The organism is Desulfoprunum sp. (assembly GCF_053613775.1).
This window is the reverse complement of sequence record NZ_JBSHXH010000001.1, coordinates 317,254-334,952: the sequence shown is the minus strand read 5'-3', so window position 1 is coordinate 334,952 and position 17,699 is coordinate 317,254. Positions and strand designations below refer to the sequence as shown.

General features: G+C 61.8%; 16 protein-coding genes, 1 tRNA gene, 1 other RNA gene and 1 pseudogene. 17 read left to right on the top strand and 2 right to left on the bottom strand.

The window, feature by feature from the left end; genetic code table 11:
- Nucleotides 1-5: 5 nt before the first annotated feature.
- Nucleotides 6-359, bottom strand: a complete 354-nt coding sequence (locus tag ACWGKN_RS01655; protein WP_035232345.1) for an ArsR/SmtB family transcription factor — start codon at nucleotides 357-359, stop codon at nucleotides 6-8.
- Between the two features lie 158 nt (nucleotides 360-517).
- Here ACWGKN_RS01655 and rsmI point away from each other — a divergent pair, with 158 nt between their 5' ends.
- The 14 genes and pseudogenes from rsmI to trpA all read left to right on the top strand — a co-directional run bounded on the left by rsmI (nucleotide 518) and on the right by trpA (nucleotide 15,238).
- Nucleotides 518-1,390 carry a 16S rRNA (cytidine(1402)-2'-O)-methyltransferase gene (gene rsmI, locus ACWGKN_RS01650; RefSeq protein WP_035232348.1) on the top strand — a complete coding sequence of 291 codons (873 nt, stop codon included), beginning with the start codon at nucleotides 518-520 and terminating at the stop codon, nucleotides 1,388-1,390.
- Between the two features lie 512 nt (nucleotides 1,391-1,902).
- Nucleotides 1,903-3,501 carry a nickel ABC transporter substrate-binding protein gene (gene nikA / locus ACWGKN_RS01645; protein WP_452094553.1) on the top strand — a complete coding sequence of 533 codons (1,599 nt, stop codon included), beginning with the start codon at nucleotides 1,903-1,905 and terminating at the stop codon, nucleotides 3,499-3,501.
- Between the two features lie 36 nt (nucleotides 3,502-3,537).
- Nucleotides 3,538-3,690 (top strand): annotated as a pseudogene (locus ACWGKN_RS01640) (nickel ABC transporter permease subunit NikB); the annotation flags it as partial.
- Between the two features lie 107 nt (nucleotides 3,691-3,797).
- A complete protein-coding gene (gene nikC, locus ACWGKN_RS01635; protein ID WP_452094552.1) occupies nucleotides 3,798-4,631 on the top strand; it encodes a nickel ABC transporter permease subunit NikC in 834 nt (277 codons plus the stop codon).
- Entirely contained in the window at nucleotides 4,628-5,446 is an 819-nt protein-coding gene (locus ACWGKN_RS01630) for an ABC transporter ATP-binding protein (protein ID WP_035232364.1), read from the top strand. The genes nikC and ACWGKN_RS01630 overlap by 4 nt, the downstream gene beginning before the upstream one ends.
- Nucleotides 5,443-6,252: an ATP-binding cassette domain-containing protein gene (locus tag ACWGKN_RS01625; RefSeq protein ID WP_424252979.1), complete on the top strand. Its 810-nt coding sequence runs from the start codon at nucleotides 5,443-5,445 to the stop codon at nucleotides 6,250-6,252. The genes ACWGKN_RS01630 and ACWGKN_RS01625 overlap by 4 nt, the downstream gene beginning before the upstream one ends.
- A gap of 75 nt (nucleotides 6,253-6,327) precedes the next feature.
- Complete coding sequence (locus ACWGKN_RS01620) at nucleotides 6,328-7,293, top strand: FmdE family protein (RefSeq protein ID WP_035232367.1); 966 nt, start codon at nucleotides 6,328-6,330, stop codon at nucleotides 7,291-7,293.
- 150 nt (nucleotides 7,294-7,443) lie between these two features.
- A complete protein-coding gene (locus ACWGKN_RS01615) occupies nucleotides 7,444-8,550 on the top strand; it encodes an iron ABC transporter substrate-binding protein (protein WP_035232369.1) in 1,107 nt (368 codons plus the stop codon).
- 1 nt (nucleotide 8,551) lies between these two features.
- The gene (locus ACWGKN_RS01610) at nucleotides 8,552-9,622 is read left to right on the top strand and encodes a FecCD family ABC transporter permease (protein WP_452094551.1); all 1,071 of its coding nucleotides are present in this window, start codon (nucleotides 8,552-8,554) and stop codon (nucleotides 9,620-9,622) included.
- The gene (locus ACWGKN_RS01605; protein WP_035232375.1) at nucleotides 9,619-10,386 is read left to right on the top strand and encodes an ABC transporter ATP-binding protein; all 768 of its coding nucleotides are present in this window, start codon (nucleotides 9,619-9,621) and stop codon (nucleotides 10,384-10,386) included. The genes ACWGKN_RS01610 and ACWGKN_RS01605 overlap by 4 nt, the downstream gene beginning before the upstream one ends.
- Before the next feature lie 24 nt (nucleotides 10,387-10,410).
- Complete coding sequence (locus ACWGKN_RS01600) at nucleotides 10,411-11,013, top strand: FmdE family protein (protein WP_424252975.1); 603 nt, start codon at nucleotides 10,411-10,413, stop codon at nucleotides 11,011-11,013.
- A gap of 201 nt (nucleotides 11,014-11,214) precedes the next feature.
- A complete protein-coding gene (locus tag ACWGKN_RS01595; protein WP_452094550.1) occupies nucleotides 11,215-12,825 on the top strand; it encodes a hypothetical protein in 1,611 nt (536 codons plus the stop codon).
- A 377-nt stretch (nucleotides 12,826-13,202) separates the two neighbouring features.
- Nucleotides 13,203-14,429 carry a tryptophan synthase subunit beta gene (gene trpB / locus ACWGKN_RS01590; protein WP_035232379.1) on the top strand — a complete coding sequence of 409 codons (1,227 nt, stop codon included), beginning with the start codon at nucleotides 13,203-13,205 and terminating at the stop codon, nucleotides 14,427-14,429.
- Between the two features lie 44 nt (nucleotides 14,430-14,473).
- Entirely contained in the window at nucleotides 14,474-15,238 is a 765-nt protein-coding gene (gene trpA / locus ACWGKN_RS01585; RefSeq protein ID WP_035232381.1) for a tryptophan synthase subunit alpha, read from the top strand.
- A gap of 71 nt (nucleotides 15,239-15,309) precedes the next feature.
- Here the strand turns inward: trpA and ACWGKN_RS01580 are convergent, their stop codons facing one another.
- Nucleotides 15,310-16,728 carry a sigma-54-dependent transcriptional regulator gene (locus ACWGKN_RS01580; RefSeq protein WP_035232383.1) on the bottom strand — a complete coding sequence of 473 codons (1,419 nt, stop codon included), beginning with the start codon at nucleotides 16,726-16,728 and terminating at the stop codon, nucleotides 15,310-15,312.
- A 112-nt stretch (nucleotides 16,729-16,840) separates the two neighbouring features.
- Between ACWGKN_RS01580 and tadA the strand changes: the two genes are divergently transcribed.
- The 3 genes from tadA (at nucleotide 16,841) to ffs (ending at nucleotide 17,668) form a co-directional block, all read left to right on the top strand.
- A complete protein-coding gene (gene tadA, locus ACWGKN_RS01575; protein WP_424252968.1) occupies nucleotides 16,841-17,356 on the top strand; it encodes a tRNA adenosine(34) deaminase TadA in 516 nt (171 codons plus the stop codon).
- 109 nt (nucleotides 17,357-17,465) lie between these two features.
- Nucleotides 17,466-17,551 (top strand) — tRNA-Ser (locus ACWGKN_RS01570).
- 19 nt (nucleotides 17,552-17,570) lie between these two features.
- An RNA gene (gene ffs, locus ACWGKN_RS01565) (signal recognition particle sRNA small type) lies at nucleotides 17,571-17,668 on the top strand.
- The last annotated feature ends 31 nt before the right edge of the window (nucleotides 17,669-17,699 follow it).

Below are 17,699 nucleotides of genomic sequence, written 5' to 3'. Positions count from 1 at the left end.
CGCCGTCACCCCTCGCGCAGGTGCTCCAGCGCCAGCGCGATCAACTCGGTGACATGCCGGTCCTTGAGCCGATAGTACAGCACCGTTCCCTCCCGTCGGTTGGTCACGATCTGCAGGGTGCGCAACAGCCTGAGCTGATGGCTGACCGCCGATTCGGTGATCTCGAGCAGGGCCGAGAGATCGCAGACACACATCTCTTCCTGGGCCAGGGCGTACAGCAGCCGCAGCCGGCTGGGATCGGCGAGGGCCTTGAATATCCGGCAGAGATCCTCGATCTCCGTGGCCGGCAGGGCCTTCTCCCTGGCCCTGGCGATCTTGTGCGGGTGAATGATCCGACTGCCGCAGATGTCCTGTTCCATTGTCCCTCTCACATCGTGGGTATTATATGCATACTTGCTCATATAATACATGACAATCTGTCGCTGTCAACAAAGGAGATGCATTTTCCCGATGGATTGATCATAATGGCTGCGATTTCAAGCCGCGGAATCCAGCCCCCCTCTTCCTCCGACCCATCATGCAGCCACCTGAAAACACCGCCGCCGGGACCCTCTACATCGTCGCCACCCCGATCGGCAACCTCGAGGACATCACCCTCCGCGCCCTGCGGATCCTCAAGGAGGTCGACCTGATCGCCGCCGAGGACACCCGTCACACCCGCAAACTGCTCAACCACTTCGCTATTCATACCCGGCTGCTCAGCTACTACCGGGAAAAAGAGATGGATCGGGGCCGGGAGATCGTCGCCAGGCTGCAGGCGGGGGAAAATGTCGCCCTGGTCAGCGACGCCGGCACCCCGGGGATCTCCGATCCGGGCGCGGTGCTGGTGCGGCTGGCCCGCCAGGCCGGGGTCCCGATCGTGCCGCTGCCCGGACCGTCGGCCCTGACCACGGCCCTGTCCGTCGCCGGTCTCGAGCAGGGTGCCTTTCTCTTTCTCGGCTTCCTGCCGTCACAGAAATCGCAGCGCCGGAAGGTGCTGACCTCGCTGAAGTCCTGCGACTACCCGATCATCTTCTACGAATCACCGCAACGCATCGAGGGCCTGCTGGCCGATGCCCTCGACATCCTCGGCAACCGTCTGGCCCTGTGGGCCCGGGAATTGAGCAAATCCTTCGAGGAACTGCGGGAGGCCCAGCTGAGCGAACTGCAGGCCCTGGCGGCGGGACGGCAGAACAAGGGGGAATCGGTGGTGATCATCCACCCCGGCGGCGCCGACGCTCCGGAAGGCGACAATATCGAGGAACTGCTGTGCTGGTATCGCGACCACTCCGGGCTGTCGCTCAAGGATGCCTGCCGCAAACTCGCCGCCGACCTCGGCCTGTCCCGCTCCCAGATCTACCAGCAGGCGCTGGCGATCTGGAAAAGCGGAGACGGAAGACCGCCCGATTAATCGCACCCGCAGCGACGACGCCATCCACCATCACTTTCGGTACCCGCACCGGAGGGGACGAACACCGCGCTGTTGCCCCAACGGCGTTTCGCCCATCCCCTGCCGTTGAAGACACATCTCAACGCAGCCGGGTAGAGGTTCCCTTACCGGTGAGCGGCACCCCCTGAAAAAGACCTTTCCCCCCGTCCCCCTCGACACCCGCCATATCGCCGTACCAACCCTTACTGACGCACACTCCTGACATCTCCACCCGATTCCATCACCACGAAAATTTATCTACAACATAAACGATTTCATGTAATTATATTGGTAGATAGTAAGTGTAGGTAATATTTTTAAAATTTTCATCTTATTTTTATTTGACATACCCATGCCCTTCCGGGTAATCAGTTACCTGTAATCACACTTTTATTAAATTCATATTACCAACGATAGCTATCGGAGTTATGTCGTACCGCTTGCCGGGCGCCAAAAAGATTTCTCTCACAAACAACACATCAAGAGGTGTCACAATGATGGTTTTCCGCTGGCAGTCCACTCTCGCCTGTCTCCTGTGTATATTCCTCCTCGGCCTGTATTCCGGTGCGGCCCGCGCCGACCAGGATACCCTTGTCTATTCCTGGTCGTCCAACGTCGGCGAGCTCAATCCCCACCTGTACTCGCCCAACCAGATGTTCGCCCAGGCCATGGTCTATGAACCGCTGGTCCGCTACGCCGAGGGCAATCAGGTGATTCCCTGGCTGGCCGAAAAATGGGAGATCTCCCCGGATGGCAAGGTCTATACCTTCACGTTGCGTAAGGATGTGCGATTCACCGACGGCGCTCCGTTCGACGCCGAGGCGGTAAAGAAGAATTTCGAGGCCGTGCTGATGAACCGTGAGCGCCATAAATGGTTGGAACTTGTCGCCCAGATCGACAAGGTCGAAGCGGTCGACAAGCACATCTTCCGGCTGACGATGAAGAACGCCTACTACCCCACCGTGCAGGAACTCTGCCTGATTCGACCGATCCGCTTCATGAGCCCGTTGGCGATGCCTGCGGACGGCAACACTTCACAAGGGATCAAGAAGGCGGTCGGCACCGGTCCATGGAAACTGGTCGAGACCCGTAAGGGCGAATACGACTTCTTCGAGCGCAACGAGCAGTACTGGGGTGTCAAACCGAAATTCGCAAAGCTGCTGGTAAAGGTCATCTCTGATTCGACAACCAGGGCAGTTGCCATGGAGACCGGCGAAATCGATTTGATCCATGGCGTAGCCGGGCATGGCAGCGGCCAGATCAGTCTCGACGCCTTTGAGCGCTTCACCACGATGCCCGGCTTCGTCACCCGGATATCCCAACCCCTGGCCAGCAGGGTAGTGGCGATCAACTCCAAGCGCTGCCCCACTGCCGATCTTGCCGTCCGCCAGGCCATCCAGCATGCGGTGAACAAGGCAGCGCTGGTCAAGGCGATATTCTATGGAGTCGAGCAGCAGGCCGACACCCTCTATCCGACCGACATCCCCTACTGCGACCTCAACCTCAAGCCCTACGCCTTCGATCCCAAGCTGGCTGAGAAGATACTGGAGGAGGCAGGTTGGCGGCAGGAGGCCCCCGGCGCCGTCCGCAGCAAGGACGGCCAGGAACTTGCCATCGATCTTTGCTTCGTCGGCAACGACGCCCAACAAAAGGCCATCGCCGAGGTGATTCAGGGGGATTTGCAGGAGATCGGCATAAAAATCAACATGATCGGCGAGGAACCGGACGCCAACATGAACCGCCAGAAGACCGGCGAGTTCGGCCTGGTCTTCAACGAGACCTGGGGTGCCCCCTACGATCCGCATTCGTTCTGCAGCTCGATGCGAACCCCATCCCACGCCGATTTTCAAGCCCAGGCCGGCCTCTCGATGAAGGGCGAAATCGACGCAAAAATCAGTGAGGTGCTGCTGTCCACGGACGAGACCAAGAGGCAGGAACTCTACCGCTATATCCTCACCACCCTCCACGAACAGGCCGTCTATCTGCCGCTGACCTATGTCCGAGGTATCATCGTGCACAGGAATAATCTCGAGGGAGCGCGCTACGGACAGCTCAAGTGGGAGATTCCCTTCGAACTGATCAAACGGCAGTAAGGGACGCCGGGGCCGGGATAAACGAGGAGGAAGAAAATGCTGCGTTTCATTGCACGACGTCTGCTACTGCTGGTGCCTATCATGTTCGCCGTGTCGGTGGTGGTTTTTCTGATATTGCGGCTGGGGCCCAACGATCCGGCAATGTCCTATCTCCGGCTATCGCAGATCCCGCCGACTGATGATGCTCTGGCCTTTCTGCTGTTCATGGTGACGATCTTTGTCGTCTGCAACCTGCTGGTTGACATCTGCTATGCCGGACTCGATCCCCGCATCCGTCTGGCCGGGGAGGAAAACCCATGAACGTCCTCAATCGACTCCTCCATCGCCGCCTGACCCAGGTGGCGTTTCTGCTCGCCGGACTGGTGCTCGCTGCAGCTGTTGCCGCGCCGCTGCTCAGCCCTTACGATCCAATCACGGTGGTGCTCGCGGAGAAACTGCAACCGCCGAGTACCTCCCACTGGCTCGGCACAGACCACCTCGGCCGCGACATTTTCTCCCGGCTCATCCACGCCGCACGAACCTCGGTCGGTTCGGTGACCGCGATCATCGCCTGTATCCTCGTCCTCGGTTTTGCGGTCGGCTGTTTCTCCGGTTATGCGGGAGGGCGGATAGATGCGCTCCTGATGCGCATCTGCGACGTCTTCCTGGTCTTCCCGACCTTCATCTTGGCAATGTTTCTCATCGGTATTCTCGGTACCGGGTTGACCAACGTGGTGATCGCCATCGTCCTCACCCACTGGGCCTGGTATGCCCGCCTGATCAGGGGATTCGTGTTGTCGCTGAAGAACCGCGATTACATCCTGGCGGCGAGGGTGGCGGGAACGCCGAAGGTGAAAATAGTCATCCAGCACATCGTACCCCCTGTCTTTGCCCAGTTGATCGTTCTCGCCACCCTCGACATCGGACATATGATGCTCCACGTCTCCGGCCTGTCCTTCCTCGGCCTGGGGGTTTCTCCGCCAACCCCGGAATGGGGGGTGATGATCAACGATGCCCGCCAGTTCCTCTGGACCAGACCAGGCTTGATCGTCTACCCGGGCCTGATGATTTTCGTCACCGTCATGTCCTTCAACCTGTTGGGCGATGCCCTTCGTGATGCCCTCGATCCGACCATGGGAGAAAAACAATGAGCTGCGGAACGACCATTCTCACCATTGCCGGCTTACGGGTTTCCCTTTGCCGGAGCGATTGCCCCGACCGGCATCTGGTCAGCGATTTAAGTTTGCAGGTGAGGAGGGGCAGGGTCACCGGCCTGATCGGAGAATCGGGCAGCGGCAAGTCGCTCACCTGCCTGGCGGTGATGGACCTTTTACCGAAGGCCATGCGGCAAAGCGGCGGCCGGATCGATCTGACCGCAGCACCGGGCCCAACCTTGTCGCCCTGCGGCTGTTTCCGTGGCAGGCAGGCGGCGATGATCATGCAGAATCCGATGAGCTGCTTTGATCCAATATTCACGATCGGCCGCCATATCACTGAGACGCTCGTCGCCCACGGTCTCAATGCCCCCCGTCATACTCAACGAATCCGGGCAACCTTTGTTGAGCTCGGTTTCGAGCAGCCCGACGAAATTCTCGCTGCCTACCCCTTCCAACTTTCCGGCGGCATGCTGCAGCGGATCATGGTCAGTCTGGCCTTGCTCCTTGAAGCCGAGCTGTTGATAGCCGACGAACCGACCACCGACCTCGACGTCATCGTCCAAGCCCGTATCCTCGACCTGATCGATCAGCTCCGGCGGGAAAAGAATGTCGGGGTGCTGCTGGTCACCCACGACCTCGGCGTCATCGCCCGGCTGGCCGACCAGGTGGCGGTTATGCAGAACGGCCGGATCGTCGAGTCCGGTCCGGTGCGTGACATCTTTTCCGGACCGAGTCAGGCGTACACCCGCGACCTGCTGGCTGCCCACTTCAGCCTTTACGGTCGGCTGGCCGGGGAGGGGCGGGCATGAATCTGCTCGAGCTCGATCGAGTCGGCAAATCGTACCACCGCGGCGGCTGGTTCGGTAAAGGTGAGCGGGTGCCGGCGGTGGTGGAAGTTACCCTGACAATCCCGGAAAGCAGCAGCATTGGCCTGATCGGCCGCAGCGGCGCCGGCAAAAGTACCCTCGGGCGGATTATCCTCGGCCTCGAGCAGCCGGATTCCGGCACAATCGGGTACCGCGGCAAAAAAATGCAGACATTCACCGGCGGAGACTGGCGTGAGTTCCGCCGCGAAGTGCAGGTGGTGTTCCAGAACGCGCTGGGCTCAGTCAACCCCAGATGGCCGGCCATGGATATCATCGCCGAGCCGTTGCGCAATTTCGACGACCTGACGGACAGCCAGCTTCGCCGGAAGATCGACTTCCTGCTGGCGATGGTCGGACTCGAGCCGAGTGACGCCGACAAATATCCGCACCAGTTCAGCGGCGGTCAGCTACAGCGGATCTGCATCGCCCGCGCCCTGGCGCTTCAACCGCGGCTGGTGATACTCGACGAGGCGGTGAGCAGCCTGGATATGCTGATCCAGGCCCAGGCCCTGAGACTGCTGCGCCGGCTGCAGCAGCAGACCGGCATCGCCTATCTCTTCGTCTCCCACGATATCCGCATCGTCGCCGGCTTCTGCGATCAGGTGGCGGTCATGCACCAGGGGCGGATCACCTCGACGGCAACCGATCTCAGCGAGGCGAAAGAGGCCGACGACCCGATCCTGCGACAACTGGCCAGGGCGGTGCTGCCCGCCTGGCCGGAGGGATGGACGCATGCGGAGAACCCCTGACTGTGGATCCGTCCTCCAAACTGTACACGAAGAACGATCCCTGTTCCCCTCCATTCGATGAAGAGCAGAACGACCATGGACAAGACGGCAATCCTCCGGTCAATACACAACGACCAGATCCAGTACATCCAACAGAAAGTCAGGGTCGATTATGACAACAGACGGCAGCAACCGGTCAGCTTCATCCACGCCGGTCGGGAGCATGCCATCCTCTCAGTTGTTGCCCGCTTCAAACTTACAGATGACCGACCACACAGGAGCTACCTGCTCGAAGACTCCGATCATGCTGTCTATTTTCTATATTATCAGCTCGAGGGATTTCTGAACCGGGCCCCTGTCGGGGCTGGTTTCTGGGTATTGGGATACCGTATCCTGCAAGATCACGAGTTGATGCAATGGTTTAGGGAGGAACGAAACATGCTGGCGAACATCTCACTGAAACGCGTCATCGATTTCCATGGTCATATCTGTCCGGAGCTGGCCATCGGGGGAAAGTTCTGCGAATTTGTGCAGAATCAGGTGAAAAAAGGCGGTATCCCGGAGACCGGCCTTACCGTGGTCTCTGAAAACACCACCTCGGCGCTGGACGCCATCCAGGTCCTGCTCGGCACGACCATCGGCAACCAGCGGCTGCTGGTGCTCGATTACGGCAAACACTCCTACAGTCTGTTCTGCAAGGATCACGATCATGGATGGAAACTGAGGATGAAACCCCAGATATACGGCGACGAGGTAAAATACAACGCCATCGAAGAAAAGATCCTGCAAGAACAGGCAACCCTCGAAGACCTCCTGAACTTCCAGCGACTCCTGGATACCCGGATCCAACGCCTTATCATGCTGACTCCCGAGGAGCTTTTTTCCATCGAGGAAATCGACGGCGGCTCCCGTCCGGAGGAGATATCCGGCACATACCGCATATGTACCCTCTGCGGCGAACAGGTGCTTGCAAGCAGGAGCATCGAAAACGGCGGTTCTATCTACTGCCTGCCATGTTTTCAGCAAACGCATCCCGGCTGTCAGATGCATGGTATGCATTGAAGAGGCAGCGCCACCGAGCCGGGAATCGATCACACAAAATAAATTTTTGTATTCTTTGATATTGACGGTTCGCCTGAGAATAGTTTATGAATATTGCACATAACATTATTTCGATTTTAGTGCTATCAACCTCTACCCTGCAAGGTTTCCATGCGATTTTTTTTGCTCTTCCTTACAGCACTTTTTGTCTGGCCACAGACTGCAGCAACCCGAGAAATCACCGACGCCCTGGGCAGGAAGGTTGAGATACCGGACAAGGTTGAGCGGGTCATCTGCTCCGGTTCCGGTTGCCTGCGTCTGCTCACCTACCTGCAGGCCCAGGATATGGTGGTGGCGGTCGACGATATCGAAAGCAGGCGCAGACAGTTCGATGCCCGCCCCTATGCGATGGCCAACCCTCAGTTCAAGTCCCTACCGGTCTTCGGCGAATTCCGCGGCAAGGACAACCCCGAGCTGATCATGACGCTCGATCCGGGGACGCAGGTGATCCTCAAGCTGGTCGGCACCGGCAAGGGCACGGTTGGGATGGAACCCGGCGAACTCCAGGGAAAGACCGGCATCCCGGTTGTCGCTTTGAAATACGGCAACCTCGGCAAGATGAAGGAAGAACTCTACGGATCGCTGCGCATCATGGCAGACGTCGTCGGCAAACAGCAGCGCGCCATCGCCATCTGCCGTTTCTTTGACGATCACATCGCCGATCTGAAGAAACGGACGGCGGACATCCCGGAGGCGCGACGGCCGTCGGTCTACCTCGGCGGCGTAGCCTACGCCGGCCCGCATGGCTTCCAGTCGACGGAGCCGACCTATCCGCCGTTCCGGTTCGTCAATGCCCGCAACCTGGCCGACCACACCAACCCGAAGGCAGGGGAGATCACCAGCACCGACATCGCCAAGGAAAAGCTCGTCGAATGGAACCCCGACTATCTCTTCCTCGATCTCTCGACCCTGCAGTTTGGCGACCAGGCCGGCGGCCTGTACGAACTCAAGACCGACCCGGCCTGCCAGACCCTCACCGCCGTCAAGACCGGCAAAGTCTATGGGGTGCTGCCATACAACTTGTACAACCAGAATTTCGAATCGATCTTCGCCGATGCCTATTTCATCGGCACGCTGCTCTACCCGGAGCGTTTCGCCGATATCGACCCAGCGGCCAAGGCCGACGAGATCTTTACCTTCCTGGTCGGCCGACCGGTGTTCGCCGAGATGAACGCCCGGTTCCAGGGCCTGGCCTTCCGACCGGTGCCGTTGAAATAACATGCATTTCCACAACGGCCGGATACCGGAGGAATACCGGCGTTATGTCGGGCGCAAGGTGGCCTTTCTCATCGTCCTGACCATCCTGCTGGCGGCCGCCCTGGTGGTCGCCGTCTCGCTCGGGGCCGCCAATGTGCCGGTTCCGGCGGTGATCAAGAGCCTGCTGGGGATGGAAACCACGAGGCAGACGGAGATCATCGTCTGGAACATCCGTCTGCCCCAGGCCCTGGCCAGCATGGTGGCCGGGGCCGGCCTGGCGGTGGCCGGGGCGGCGATGCAGTCGATCCTCCGCAACCCCCTCGGTTCCCCTTTCACCCTCGGCATCTCCCATGCCGCCGCCTTCGGCGCCGCTCTGTCGGTGATGCTGCTCGGCGGCGGCATCATGGGTTCGAATGCGGTCGGGGCGATCCAGGTCACCAACCCCTGGCTGACCACCTTCTCGGCCTTTGTCTTCAGTATCGGTGCCGCCGCGGCCATCGTCGGGGTGGCCCGCCTGCGCGGTGCCACCCCGGAGGTCATGGTACTGACCGGGGTGGCCCTGGGGGCCTTCTTCACCGCCGGGACGATGTTGCTGCAGTTCTTCGCCGACGATGTCCAACTCGCCGCCATGGTTTTCTGGACCTTCGGCGACGCCGCCCGCGCCAGCTGGCGGGAGGTGGGTTACATGACGGCAGCCACCTTTGCCGTCGCCATCATCTTTTTCGCCAACAGCTGGAACTACAACGCCATCGATGCCGGCGACGAAACCGCCAGAGGGCTTGGTATCCGGGTCGAATGGGTGCGGACCTCCGGGATGATGCTGGCCTCGGTGCTGACCGCGGTGATCATCAGCTTTCTCGGCATCATCGGTTTCGTCGGCCTGGTGGTACCGCACATGGTCCGCCGCCTCATCGGCGCCGACCACCGCTTCCTGCTGCCGGCATCGTGCCTCGGCGGCGCCCTGCTGCTCCTGGTCGCCGACACCGGCGCCCGGCTGCTGCTGGCGCCCCACGTCCTGCCGGTGTCGATTCTCACCGCCTTTGTGGGCGCCCCGGTTTTTCTCTGGCTGATCATCCGCGGAGGTCGAACATGATTCTCGATGCGCAACAACTGCACTTCGCTTACAACGGGGTGGACGTCCTGAAGAAGATCGATTTCCGGGTCAGCCCCGGCGAGCTGCTGGCGATCCTCGGGCCGAACGGGGTCGGCAAGACGACCCTGCTCAAGTGCATCAACACCATCCATCGCCCCCGGGCTGGGGCGATACTGGTGGAGGGTACGGACGTGCTGCGGATGCGGCCGAACGATATCGCCACCCGCGTCGGCTACGTCGCCCAGAGAAGCGAGACCGCCCGCCTCACCGTCTTCGATGCGGTGCTGATGGGCCGCAAACCGCATATCCGCTGGCGCACCGCCCCCCGCGACCTGCAGATCGTCGAGGCGGCCATGCGCCATCTCCACCTCGAAGGCAAGACCCTGCGCCACATCGACCAGCTGAGCGGCGGCGAGCTGCAGAAGGTCTGCATCGCCCGGGCGCTGGTCCAGGAACCACGACTGCTGCTGCTCGACGAACCGACCAGCGCCCTCGACCTGAAGAACCAGATCGAGATCATGCGCCTGCTGCGCCATGTGGTCAGCGACCACGGGATCGCGGCGGTGATGACCATGCACGACCTCAACAAGGCCCTGCGGTATGCCGACACGATCCTGCTGCTGAAAGACGGCGAAATCCACAGTTATGTCCCGGCATCTCAGGTTACCGCGGCAATGATCGAGGCCGTCTACGGCCTGGCGGTGGAAATTCATCGCATAAATGGTTATCCTCTGGTTGCACCACGGGAAGAACCGTCCCATTGACCAATATCAACAAGGAGTCCACAGATGAGTTGTCAGATTGAACCGACGAAAATCGAGGCCACCATCGCCTTCCACGGCCACAGCTGCCCCGGCCTTGCCATCGGCATCCGCGCTGCCGAGATCGCCCTGCGGGAGCTGCCCGGCGTCGACCAGGCCGACCTGGTCTGCGTCACCGAGACCGACATGTGCGGCGTCGACGCCATCCAGTTCCTCACCGGCTGCACCTACGGCAAGGGCAACCTGATCCACCGCGATTGCGGCAAGCTGGCCTTCTCCTTCCATGACCGCCGCAGCGGCCGGGGCTTCCGCCTGGTGTTCAACCAGCAGGCGCGGGGTGAACTGCATCGGGAGATGGTGGCACTGATGGGCAAGGGATTGCTGGCGGAGACCGAGCAGCAGCGCCTCCAGGCCCTGCGGGCCGAGATGCAGCAGCGATTGATGACCCTGCCCGCCGACGAGCTGTTCGCGGTCCAGCCCCTCGACCAGGCCCCGCCCCGCCCGGCCCGGGTGCTGCAGAGCCTGGTCTGCGACGACTGCGGCGAGAGCACGATGGAATCGCGGACCCGCCGCTTCGCCGGCCGGACCCTGTGCATCCCCTGCTTCGCCCGGATCGAGCAGAAAATCTAGACCGCAGGGTCTCGGGGACAGGTATGAGTCGTGGGAGCGGCCCTCATAGAGGGGGCTGGCGGTCCTGAGGCCGGCGCAAGGGATTGTTTTGCTTTCTCCCGCCCGCTGCGGTATTTTCCGGTGACGACTATCCGCCGCCGGCGGTCCTTGCCCCGGCGGCACCAGACCAACCGACCGACAGCCCAATTCCCTATGCGCCCCATGCGAACCTGTGTCACCCCGGCCGGCCGTTTCCGCTACGGCATCCACAAACCCGCCTACTCCGTCGCCAACCTGCGCCGCGACAGCCGCGAGGAGCGGCTCGGCAGCGACGGCGCCGCCAACCCGGTCTACAACACCGCCAATTTTCCGCCCGGCGACATACAGGTCGGCACCGCCGACTGGATCTTCGAGATCCCCAACCCCCTGCCGTTCAAAGGCACGACCTTCATCGACAAGGAATGGGCCGACGCCAGCGCCGCGAATCCGGAAAGGATCCGGATCGCCGCCCCGCCCCCGGTCTCGTTGAGCGACACCTTGCGGGGCGCCGGCACCGGCCCGGAGCTGATCGACCGCCTGCCGGCGCCGCTGCAACTGGCCCTGGCGACCACCTCGACCGACGAGGAGGACCTGATCCGCCTCGCCCGGTTGAGCTGCGCCCTGGAATTCGATGCCGCCGGCCAGCCGACCGGCCTCCGCTATGACCGGCGGCCGGATGGATCGCTGCGGCCGGTCATCCGCGATCACCTGCTGTTCGAGGCGGTCGCCAACAATCCCCGGCTGCCCGACAGCTACAAGATCGTCATGGTCATCCGCCCCGGAGCCCAGGGCCGGAGCGAGATCGTCGGCGAATGGCCGGCCGACGGCGCCACCCACGTCTTCGAATACCTGCGGCGCAACTCCTACATCGCCGGCGGCCATTACGCCGCCAACATGGCCGACGACGCCATCCGCTACGCCGTCGCCGATCTGGGCCCCGGCGATATGCGGGCCCTGCGCCATCTCTACTACCAGCGGACCTATACCCGGCTGGCGGCCGAACTGGGGCTGGCGATCCCGGCCGCCCGGCGCAACCTGGCGCCGGACGAACTGGAGCAACTGCGGCCGGCCATCGGCCGGCAGCTCGAGACCGGCCGGACACCCGCCTCCTCGGCCACCCTGTGGGGCTGGAATTTCGGTTTCGATTACGCCCCGACCGGCTACCGGCTCCACGCCTCACACCAGCAGGTGCACCAGCAGTACGCCCTGCTCCCCGCCACGGTGGCCGCCTACAGCGCCGGCTGCGACCACCCTGAAGGCCATTTTGACGCCTTCGGTTGCGGCGACTTGATCGCCGAGGTCATCGACCAGTACCGCCTCACCTGCGGCAGCGATTTCTTCGCCGACTACCAGCAGGCGATCGCCGCCAACCGGCGGATGGACGGGAGAAACGACCTGGAGAGCGATTTGGTCGTCTGGAGCGACGCCAACTGCCTGCTGTTCGTCCCCAAGGCCCAGACCTCGCAGTGGGAACTGCAGCTGATGACCAGGGTCAGGGCCTGGGGCGGCACGGTCGGCAATATCGTCGAGGCCGACAGCGGCGTCAGGGATTCCCTCGATACCGGGATCCTGCTGGCCCAGAAGGCCCTGGCCGGCCTCGGGGCCCGGATGGTCACCTCGATCGAGTATCCGAAACGGCTTGGCGGCGGCGAGGATCGCAACCAGCCGCTGCTCTACGCCTTCCTGCCCCGGCTGCCGGAATCGCCCGGGGCCTTCAGCGAGGCGCAGCTGCGGTTCATCAACGGCCACTACCCCGAGGATTTCGCCGCCGTGTGCCGGCGCCGGCTCGGTTGAGGCAGTCACAATCCGCCGGCCCGGTGATCGAGGGCCCGGTCCGGATCTCCGGCCAATCTGTGCCGCCAATATTTTCTTCCTTGTGGAAAATGCGGCCCCTGGTGTACGTTTCGAATCCGGGAATGCCCTGCGGGAAGGGAGGAATCTTCTCCAGGTCAATCAGAGATCGGTACGCAGCAGCATCCACAGGCGCCATGCACGTCTCCCCGTGGTGTCAGGAAAGCGGGATGATCCCGGTCGGATAAGGGGATCATCGCGCCCATATCATGGTACATTCCCGTACGTCCTGTTTTCAGGCCACCTTGCGGTCGTCACGGTCACCCGGACGCGTCGACGTCCTGCAGGGGCTCAGCATATCGCATGTAATGGAGTAATCGATGTCAAAAAAAGGATTTTTCGGCAATTGGGGCGGCGCCTACATCCCGGAGGTGCTCAATCAGACCTTCCGCCAACTCGAGGCGGAATACGGCAGGGCCCGGCAGGACCCCTCCTTCTGGCAGGAATACACCGCCCTGATGTCGAACTACTCCTGCCGTCCGACACCGTTGACCTACGCCGCCAACCTGTCCCGGCATTTCGGCGGGGCGCAGATCTACATCAAGCGCGAGGACCTCAACCACACCGGGGCCCACAAGGCCAACAACGTCATGGGCCAGGGCCTGCTGGTGAAGCGGATGGGCAAGAAACGGGTGATCGCCGAGACCGGCGCCGGCCAGCACGGCATGGCCACGGCGACGATGGCCGCCAAGTTCGGTTTCGCCTGCACCATCTACATGGGCGAGGTCGATGTCCGGCGGCAGCGGCCGAATGTCTTCTGGATGGAGAAGATGGGGGCCACCGTGGTGCCGGTCAAGGACGGCTCCCGCACCCTGAAGGACGCGATCAACGAGGCCTTCCGCGACTGGGTGACCAACCTCGACGACACCCACTACGTCTTCGGCACCGCCTGCGGCCCCGCCCCTTTTCCCGAGATGGTCAGCTGGTTCCAGTCGATCATCGGCCAGGAGGCGGCACGGCAGATCCTCGAGCAGCACGGCCGACTGCCGGCCCGCGTCTATGCCTGCGTCGGCGGCGGTTCCAACGCCATGGGGGTATTCCAGGGATTTCTCGGCGATGACGTCGAGCTGGTCGGGGTCGAGGCCGGCGGTCATGGCCTCGACAGCGGCAGACACGCCTCCCGGCTGTGCGGCCGTGATGCCAGCCCGGGCGTGGCCCAGGGCTACAAGTCGATGTTCCTGCAGAACGAGGACGGCCAGATGCTCGAGACCCACTCGGTGGCGGCCGGGCTCGACTACGTCGGGGTCAGCCCGATCCTCTCCGATCTGGCCGACAAAAAACGGGTACGCTTCGAGTCGGCCACCGACCAGGAGGTTATCGCCGCCCTCGACCTGACGATGCGCCTCGAGGGCATCATCCCGGCGCTGGAATCGTCGCACGCCTTCGTCCAGGCCTTCAAAGAGGCACCCGAGCTGCCGCAGGAGGCGGCGATCATCATCAACATGTCGGGCCGCGGCGACAAGGACATCTTCACCATCGCCCATGCCTTCGACGATCCGTCGTGGAAGGAGTTCATCATCGCCCGCGCCGAGGAATACAGAAAATAATCCGGCCTTCCCGATTTCCCGGATTTCAGATACAGGTGACAGCCATGCAGCTTGAAGAGACACTGAAGAAACGACGGCAGGAGAAGGACATCCTGCTGATGACCCATCTGGTCCTCGGCTATCCCTCCTTTGAGGTCAATCGCACAATCATCCGCCAGATGGTCGACAACGGGGTCGACTGCATCGAGATGCAGATCCCCTTCTCCGAACCGATGGCCGACGGCCCGGTCATCCTCAAGGCCAACCAGGACAGCATCGCCGCCGGCACCACCGTCGCCGCCTGTCTCGAATTCGGCAGGGAGATGGCCGCCAGTTACGACATCCCCTTCCTGTTCATGACCTATTACAACATCATCTTCAAATACGGTGAGGAACGGTTTCTCGATGCGGCGAAGGCGGCGGGAATCACGGGGCTGATCATCCCCGATCTGCCGCCCGAGATGGGCGGGGAATTCATGACGATGGCCAGGGACCGGGGGATCGCAGCAATCCTCATCTTCGCCCCGACCTCAACCGACGAGCGGATGGGGGAACTGAACCACTGGGCCGCCGGTTTCGTCTACTGTGCCGCCCGGCGCGGGGTGACGGGAAAGAAATCGGAGTTCGGCAGCGAGTTCTACGATTACCTGGCCCGCTGCCGTCGGGCGACCAGCCTGCCGCTGGCGGTGGGTTTCGGCATCCAGAACCGGGAGGATGTCGCCGCCCTGATAGGTCGCGCCGACCTGGCGGTGATCGGATCCCGGACCATCCGCCTCGTCGACGAGGAAGGCCCCGAGGCCGTCGGCCCCTTCATCGCCTCCCTGCGCTGACCCCTTACCCCCGGGCGCCCGCACCCGCTTCGGACGTCCCGCCACAGCCGGTTGCGTCTCCCATCTCCAGATCAGTGCTGCTCCTGGTAATCCGGAGTGGCATTGCGGCGCCAGTGGGGGTGGGTGATCCCCAGTTTGTTGATCTTGTAATTCAGGGCCCGGGGACTGATCCCCAGCTTACCGGCGGCGTTTTTCTGCACCCAGAGACATTCCTCGAGTGCCTTGAGGATAAGATCACGTTCCTGATTGGCGAGGGAGTTGGTCACCCCGGCAGCGCTCCCGGTCACAACCGTCGCCCCCGGGGACGAGGGGAAAACGATGCCGCCCCTGGCGACCGGCAGGGCCAGGTTTTCGGCATGAATCAGTTCGGCATCCTCGATGATCACCGCCCGCTCGATGGTATTGGCCATCTGGCGGATATTGCCGGGCCATTCATAGGCGACGATCTGGGCCATCGCCTCGTCGGTGAACCCCTGGATATGGCGACGCAGCGACTGACAGCTCTTCTGCAGCAGGGTCCTGGCCAGGGGCTCAAGACATTGCCGGCGCTCTTTGAGCGAGGGCAGGCGGACGGGCAGGACATTGATCCGGTAGTACAGATCTTCCCGGAACAACCCCTTCTCCACCTGCCGCAGCAGATCCCTGTTGGTGGCGGCAATGATGCGGACATCGGCATGGATGGTCTTGTTGCCGCCGACCCTTTCGAAGGACTTCTCCTCCAGCACCCGCAGCAGCTTGGTCTGCAATCCCATGCTCATCTCGCCGATCTCATCGAGAAAGATCGTGCCGCCGCTCGCCTGCTCGAAGCGGCCGATACGGAGCTTGTCGGCCCCGGTGAACGACCCCTTTTCGTGGCCGAACAGCTCCGATTCGAGCAGATCGACCGGAATGTTGGCACAGTTGATCTTGACAAAGGGTTTTTTGCGGCGGGGGGAGTTGAAATGCACCGTGCCGGACAGAAAGCTCTTGCCGGTACCGGTGTCGCCGGTGATCAGGATCGTCGAATCCGTTTTGGCGAAACGCTCGAGACTCTTGAGGATTTCCTTCATCTGCGGACTTTCGGCGATGACATCGTTGAAGTCGTAGACGATGTCCTGCTTGCGCCGATGATAGGCGATCTCGTTACGCTGGTCGCGAATCTCGATGGCCCGGTCGACGGAGAGATTGATCCGCTCTTTCGACAGCGGATGCACCAGGAAGTCGCTGGCGCCGGCGTTGATCGCCTTGACGATCAGTTCCACCCTTTCCGATTTGCTGGTGATGATGATCGGCAGGAACGGGTTCTTGCCGTGGACCTTCTCCAGCAGTCCCATCGACTGCCCCTCGGCCGAATCGATATCGAGGAAGACCAGGTCGTACTGGCGTTCGTTGATCTCCTCTTGAAATTCGGCGGTATCCAGCGTACATGTCAGGACACATCGCTCCTCCAGGGCGGCGACCGTGGCGGCAGCGGTATCTGGTGACGAATCGTAGATCAGAATCGTATTCATAATCGCTGTACCGAGAATGTATCCAAAATTTCGATATCGTAATTCATATTCTTTTTTATACTGGACAGGCTGACAAAATGCAAATAAAAGAAGTGAATTTCCGAATTGACCCATGACCCCCCCGCCCGCCGCCGACACCCCCAAGGCCTTCAGTCCGCCTCCGGCCAGCGATGAACAGTGGATGCGTGTCGCGCTGGAGCAGGCGCGATCGGCGGCCGGACTCGGCGAGGTCCCGGTCGGGGCGGTCCTGACGGCCGGCGATGAACTGATCGCAACCGCCGGCAACAGCCCGATCGGCCTGTGCGACCCCACCGCCCACGCCGAAATCCTGGTCCTCCGCCGCGCCGCCGGCCGGATCGGCAACTACCGTCTCACCGGGACCACGCTCTATGTCACCCTCGAGCCCTGCCTCATGTGTATGGGGGCGATGATCCATGCCCGGGTCGACCGTCTCGTCTTCGGCGCCTTCGATCCCAAGACCGGGGCCGCTTTGTCGCGCTACCGGGTCGGCAGTGACGGTCGGCTCAATCACGATATTGAAATTACCGCCGGCATCCTTGAAGACGAGTGCTCGGCCCTGCTCCGGGACTTTTTCCGCCTTCGCCGCGATTGCGGCCGGTCGGCGTGAGTCCGCATCAGGTCTCGGTTTTTTTCACCCCCGGCGACTTTTTGATTGCCAAACGGGGCCCGACAGTATAGATAGTAGAGTCCACTTTGCGTCGAGTAATTCGATGCCTGGAGAGGTGACCGAGCGGCTTAAGGTGCACGCCTGGAACGCGTGTGTACGCAAGTACCGTGAGTTCGAATCTCACCCTCTCCGCCAGTTCCGATTTCAGTTTGATAGCCGGGCCTTGTGCAACGGAGAATCACGAACCCCGCCAGGTCCGGGAGGAAGCAACGGTAGTGACACTCTTCGTGTGTTACAGGTAACCCGGCTATCATTTTTTCCACTCCGCGAGTCCTCCCCGCCC

Coding starts and splice junctions, on each gene's coding strand:
- ACWGKN_RS01655 (WP_035232345.1), bottom strand. CDS start 359: ATGGAACAGGACATCTGCGGCAGTCGGATCATTCACCCGCACAAGATC.
- rsmI (WP_035232348.1), top strand. CDS start 518: ATGCAGCCACCTGAAAACACCGCCGCCGGGACCCTCTACATCGTCGCC.
- nikA (WP_452094553.1), top strand. CDS start 1,903: ATGATGGTTTTCCGCTGGCAGTCCACTCTCGCCTGTCTCCTGTGTATA.
- nikC (WP_452094552.1), top strand. CDS start 3,798: ATGAACGTCCTCAATCGACTCCTCCATCGCCGCCTGACCCAGGTGGCG.
- ACWGKN_RS01630 (WP_035232364.1), top strand. CDS start 4,628: ATGAGCTGCGGAACGACCATTCTCACCATTGCCGGCTTACGGGTTTCC.
- ACWGKN_RS01625 (WP_424252979.1), top strand. CDS start 5,443: ATGAATCTGCTCGAGCTCGATCGAGTCGGCAAATCGTACCACCGCGGC.
- ACWGKN_RS01620 (WP_035232367.1), top strand. CDS start 6,328: ATGGACAAGACGGCAATCCTCCGGTCAATACACAACGACCAGATCCAG.
- ACWGKN_RS01615 (WP_035232369.1), top strand. CDS start 7,444: ATGCGATTTTTTTTGCTCTTCCTTACAGCACTTTTTGTCTGGCCACAG.
- ACWGKN_RS01610 (WP_452094551.1), top strand. CDS start 8,552: ATGCATTTCCACAACGGCCGGATACCGGAGGAATACCGGCGTTATGTC.
- ACWGKN_RS01605 (WP_035232375.1), top strand. CDS start 9,619: ATGATTCTCGATGCGCAACAACTGCACTTCGCTTACAACGGGGTGGAC.
- ACWGKN_RS01600 (WP_424252975.1), top strand. CDS start 10,411: ATGAGTTGTCAGATTGAACCGACGAAAATCGAGGCCACCATCGCCTTC.
- ACWGKN_RS01595 (WP_452094550.1), top strand. CDS start 11,215: ATGCGAACCTGTGTCACCCCGGCCGGCCGTTTCCGCTACGGCATCCAC.
- trpB (WP_035232379.1), top strand. CDS start 13,203: ATGTCAAAAAAAGGATTTTTCGGCAATTGGGGCGGCGCCTACATCCCG.
- trpA (WP_035232381.1), top strand. CDS start 14,474: ATGCAGCTTGAAGAGACACTGAAGAAACGACGGCAGGAGAAGGACATC.
- ACWGKN_RS01580 (WP_035232383.1), bottom strand. CDS start 16,728: ATGAATACGATTCTGATCTACGATTCGTCACCAGATACCGCTGCCGCC.
- tadA (WP_424252968.1), top strand. CDS start 16,841: ATGACCCCCCCGCCCGCCGCCGACACCCCCAAGGCCTTCAGTCCGCCT.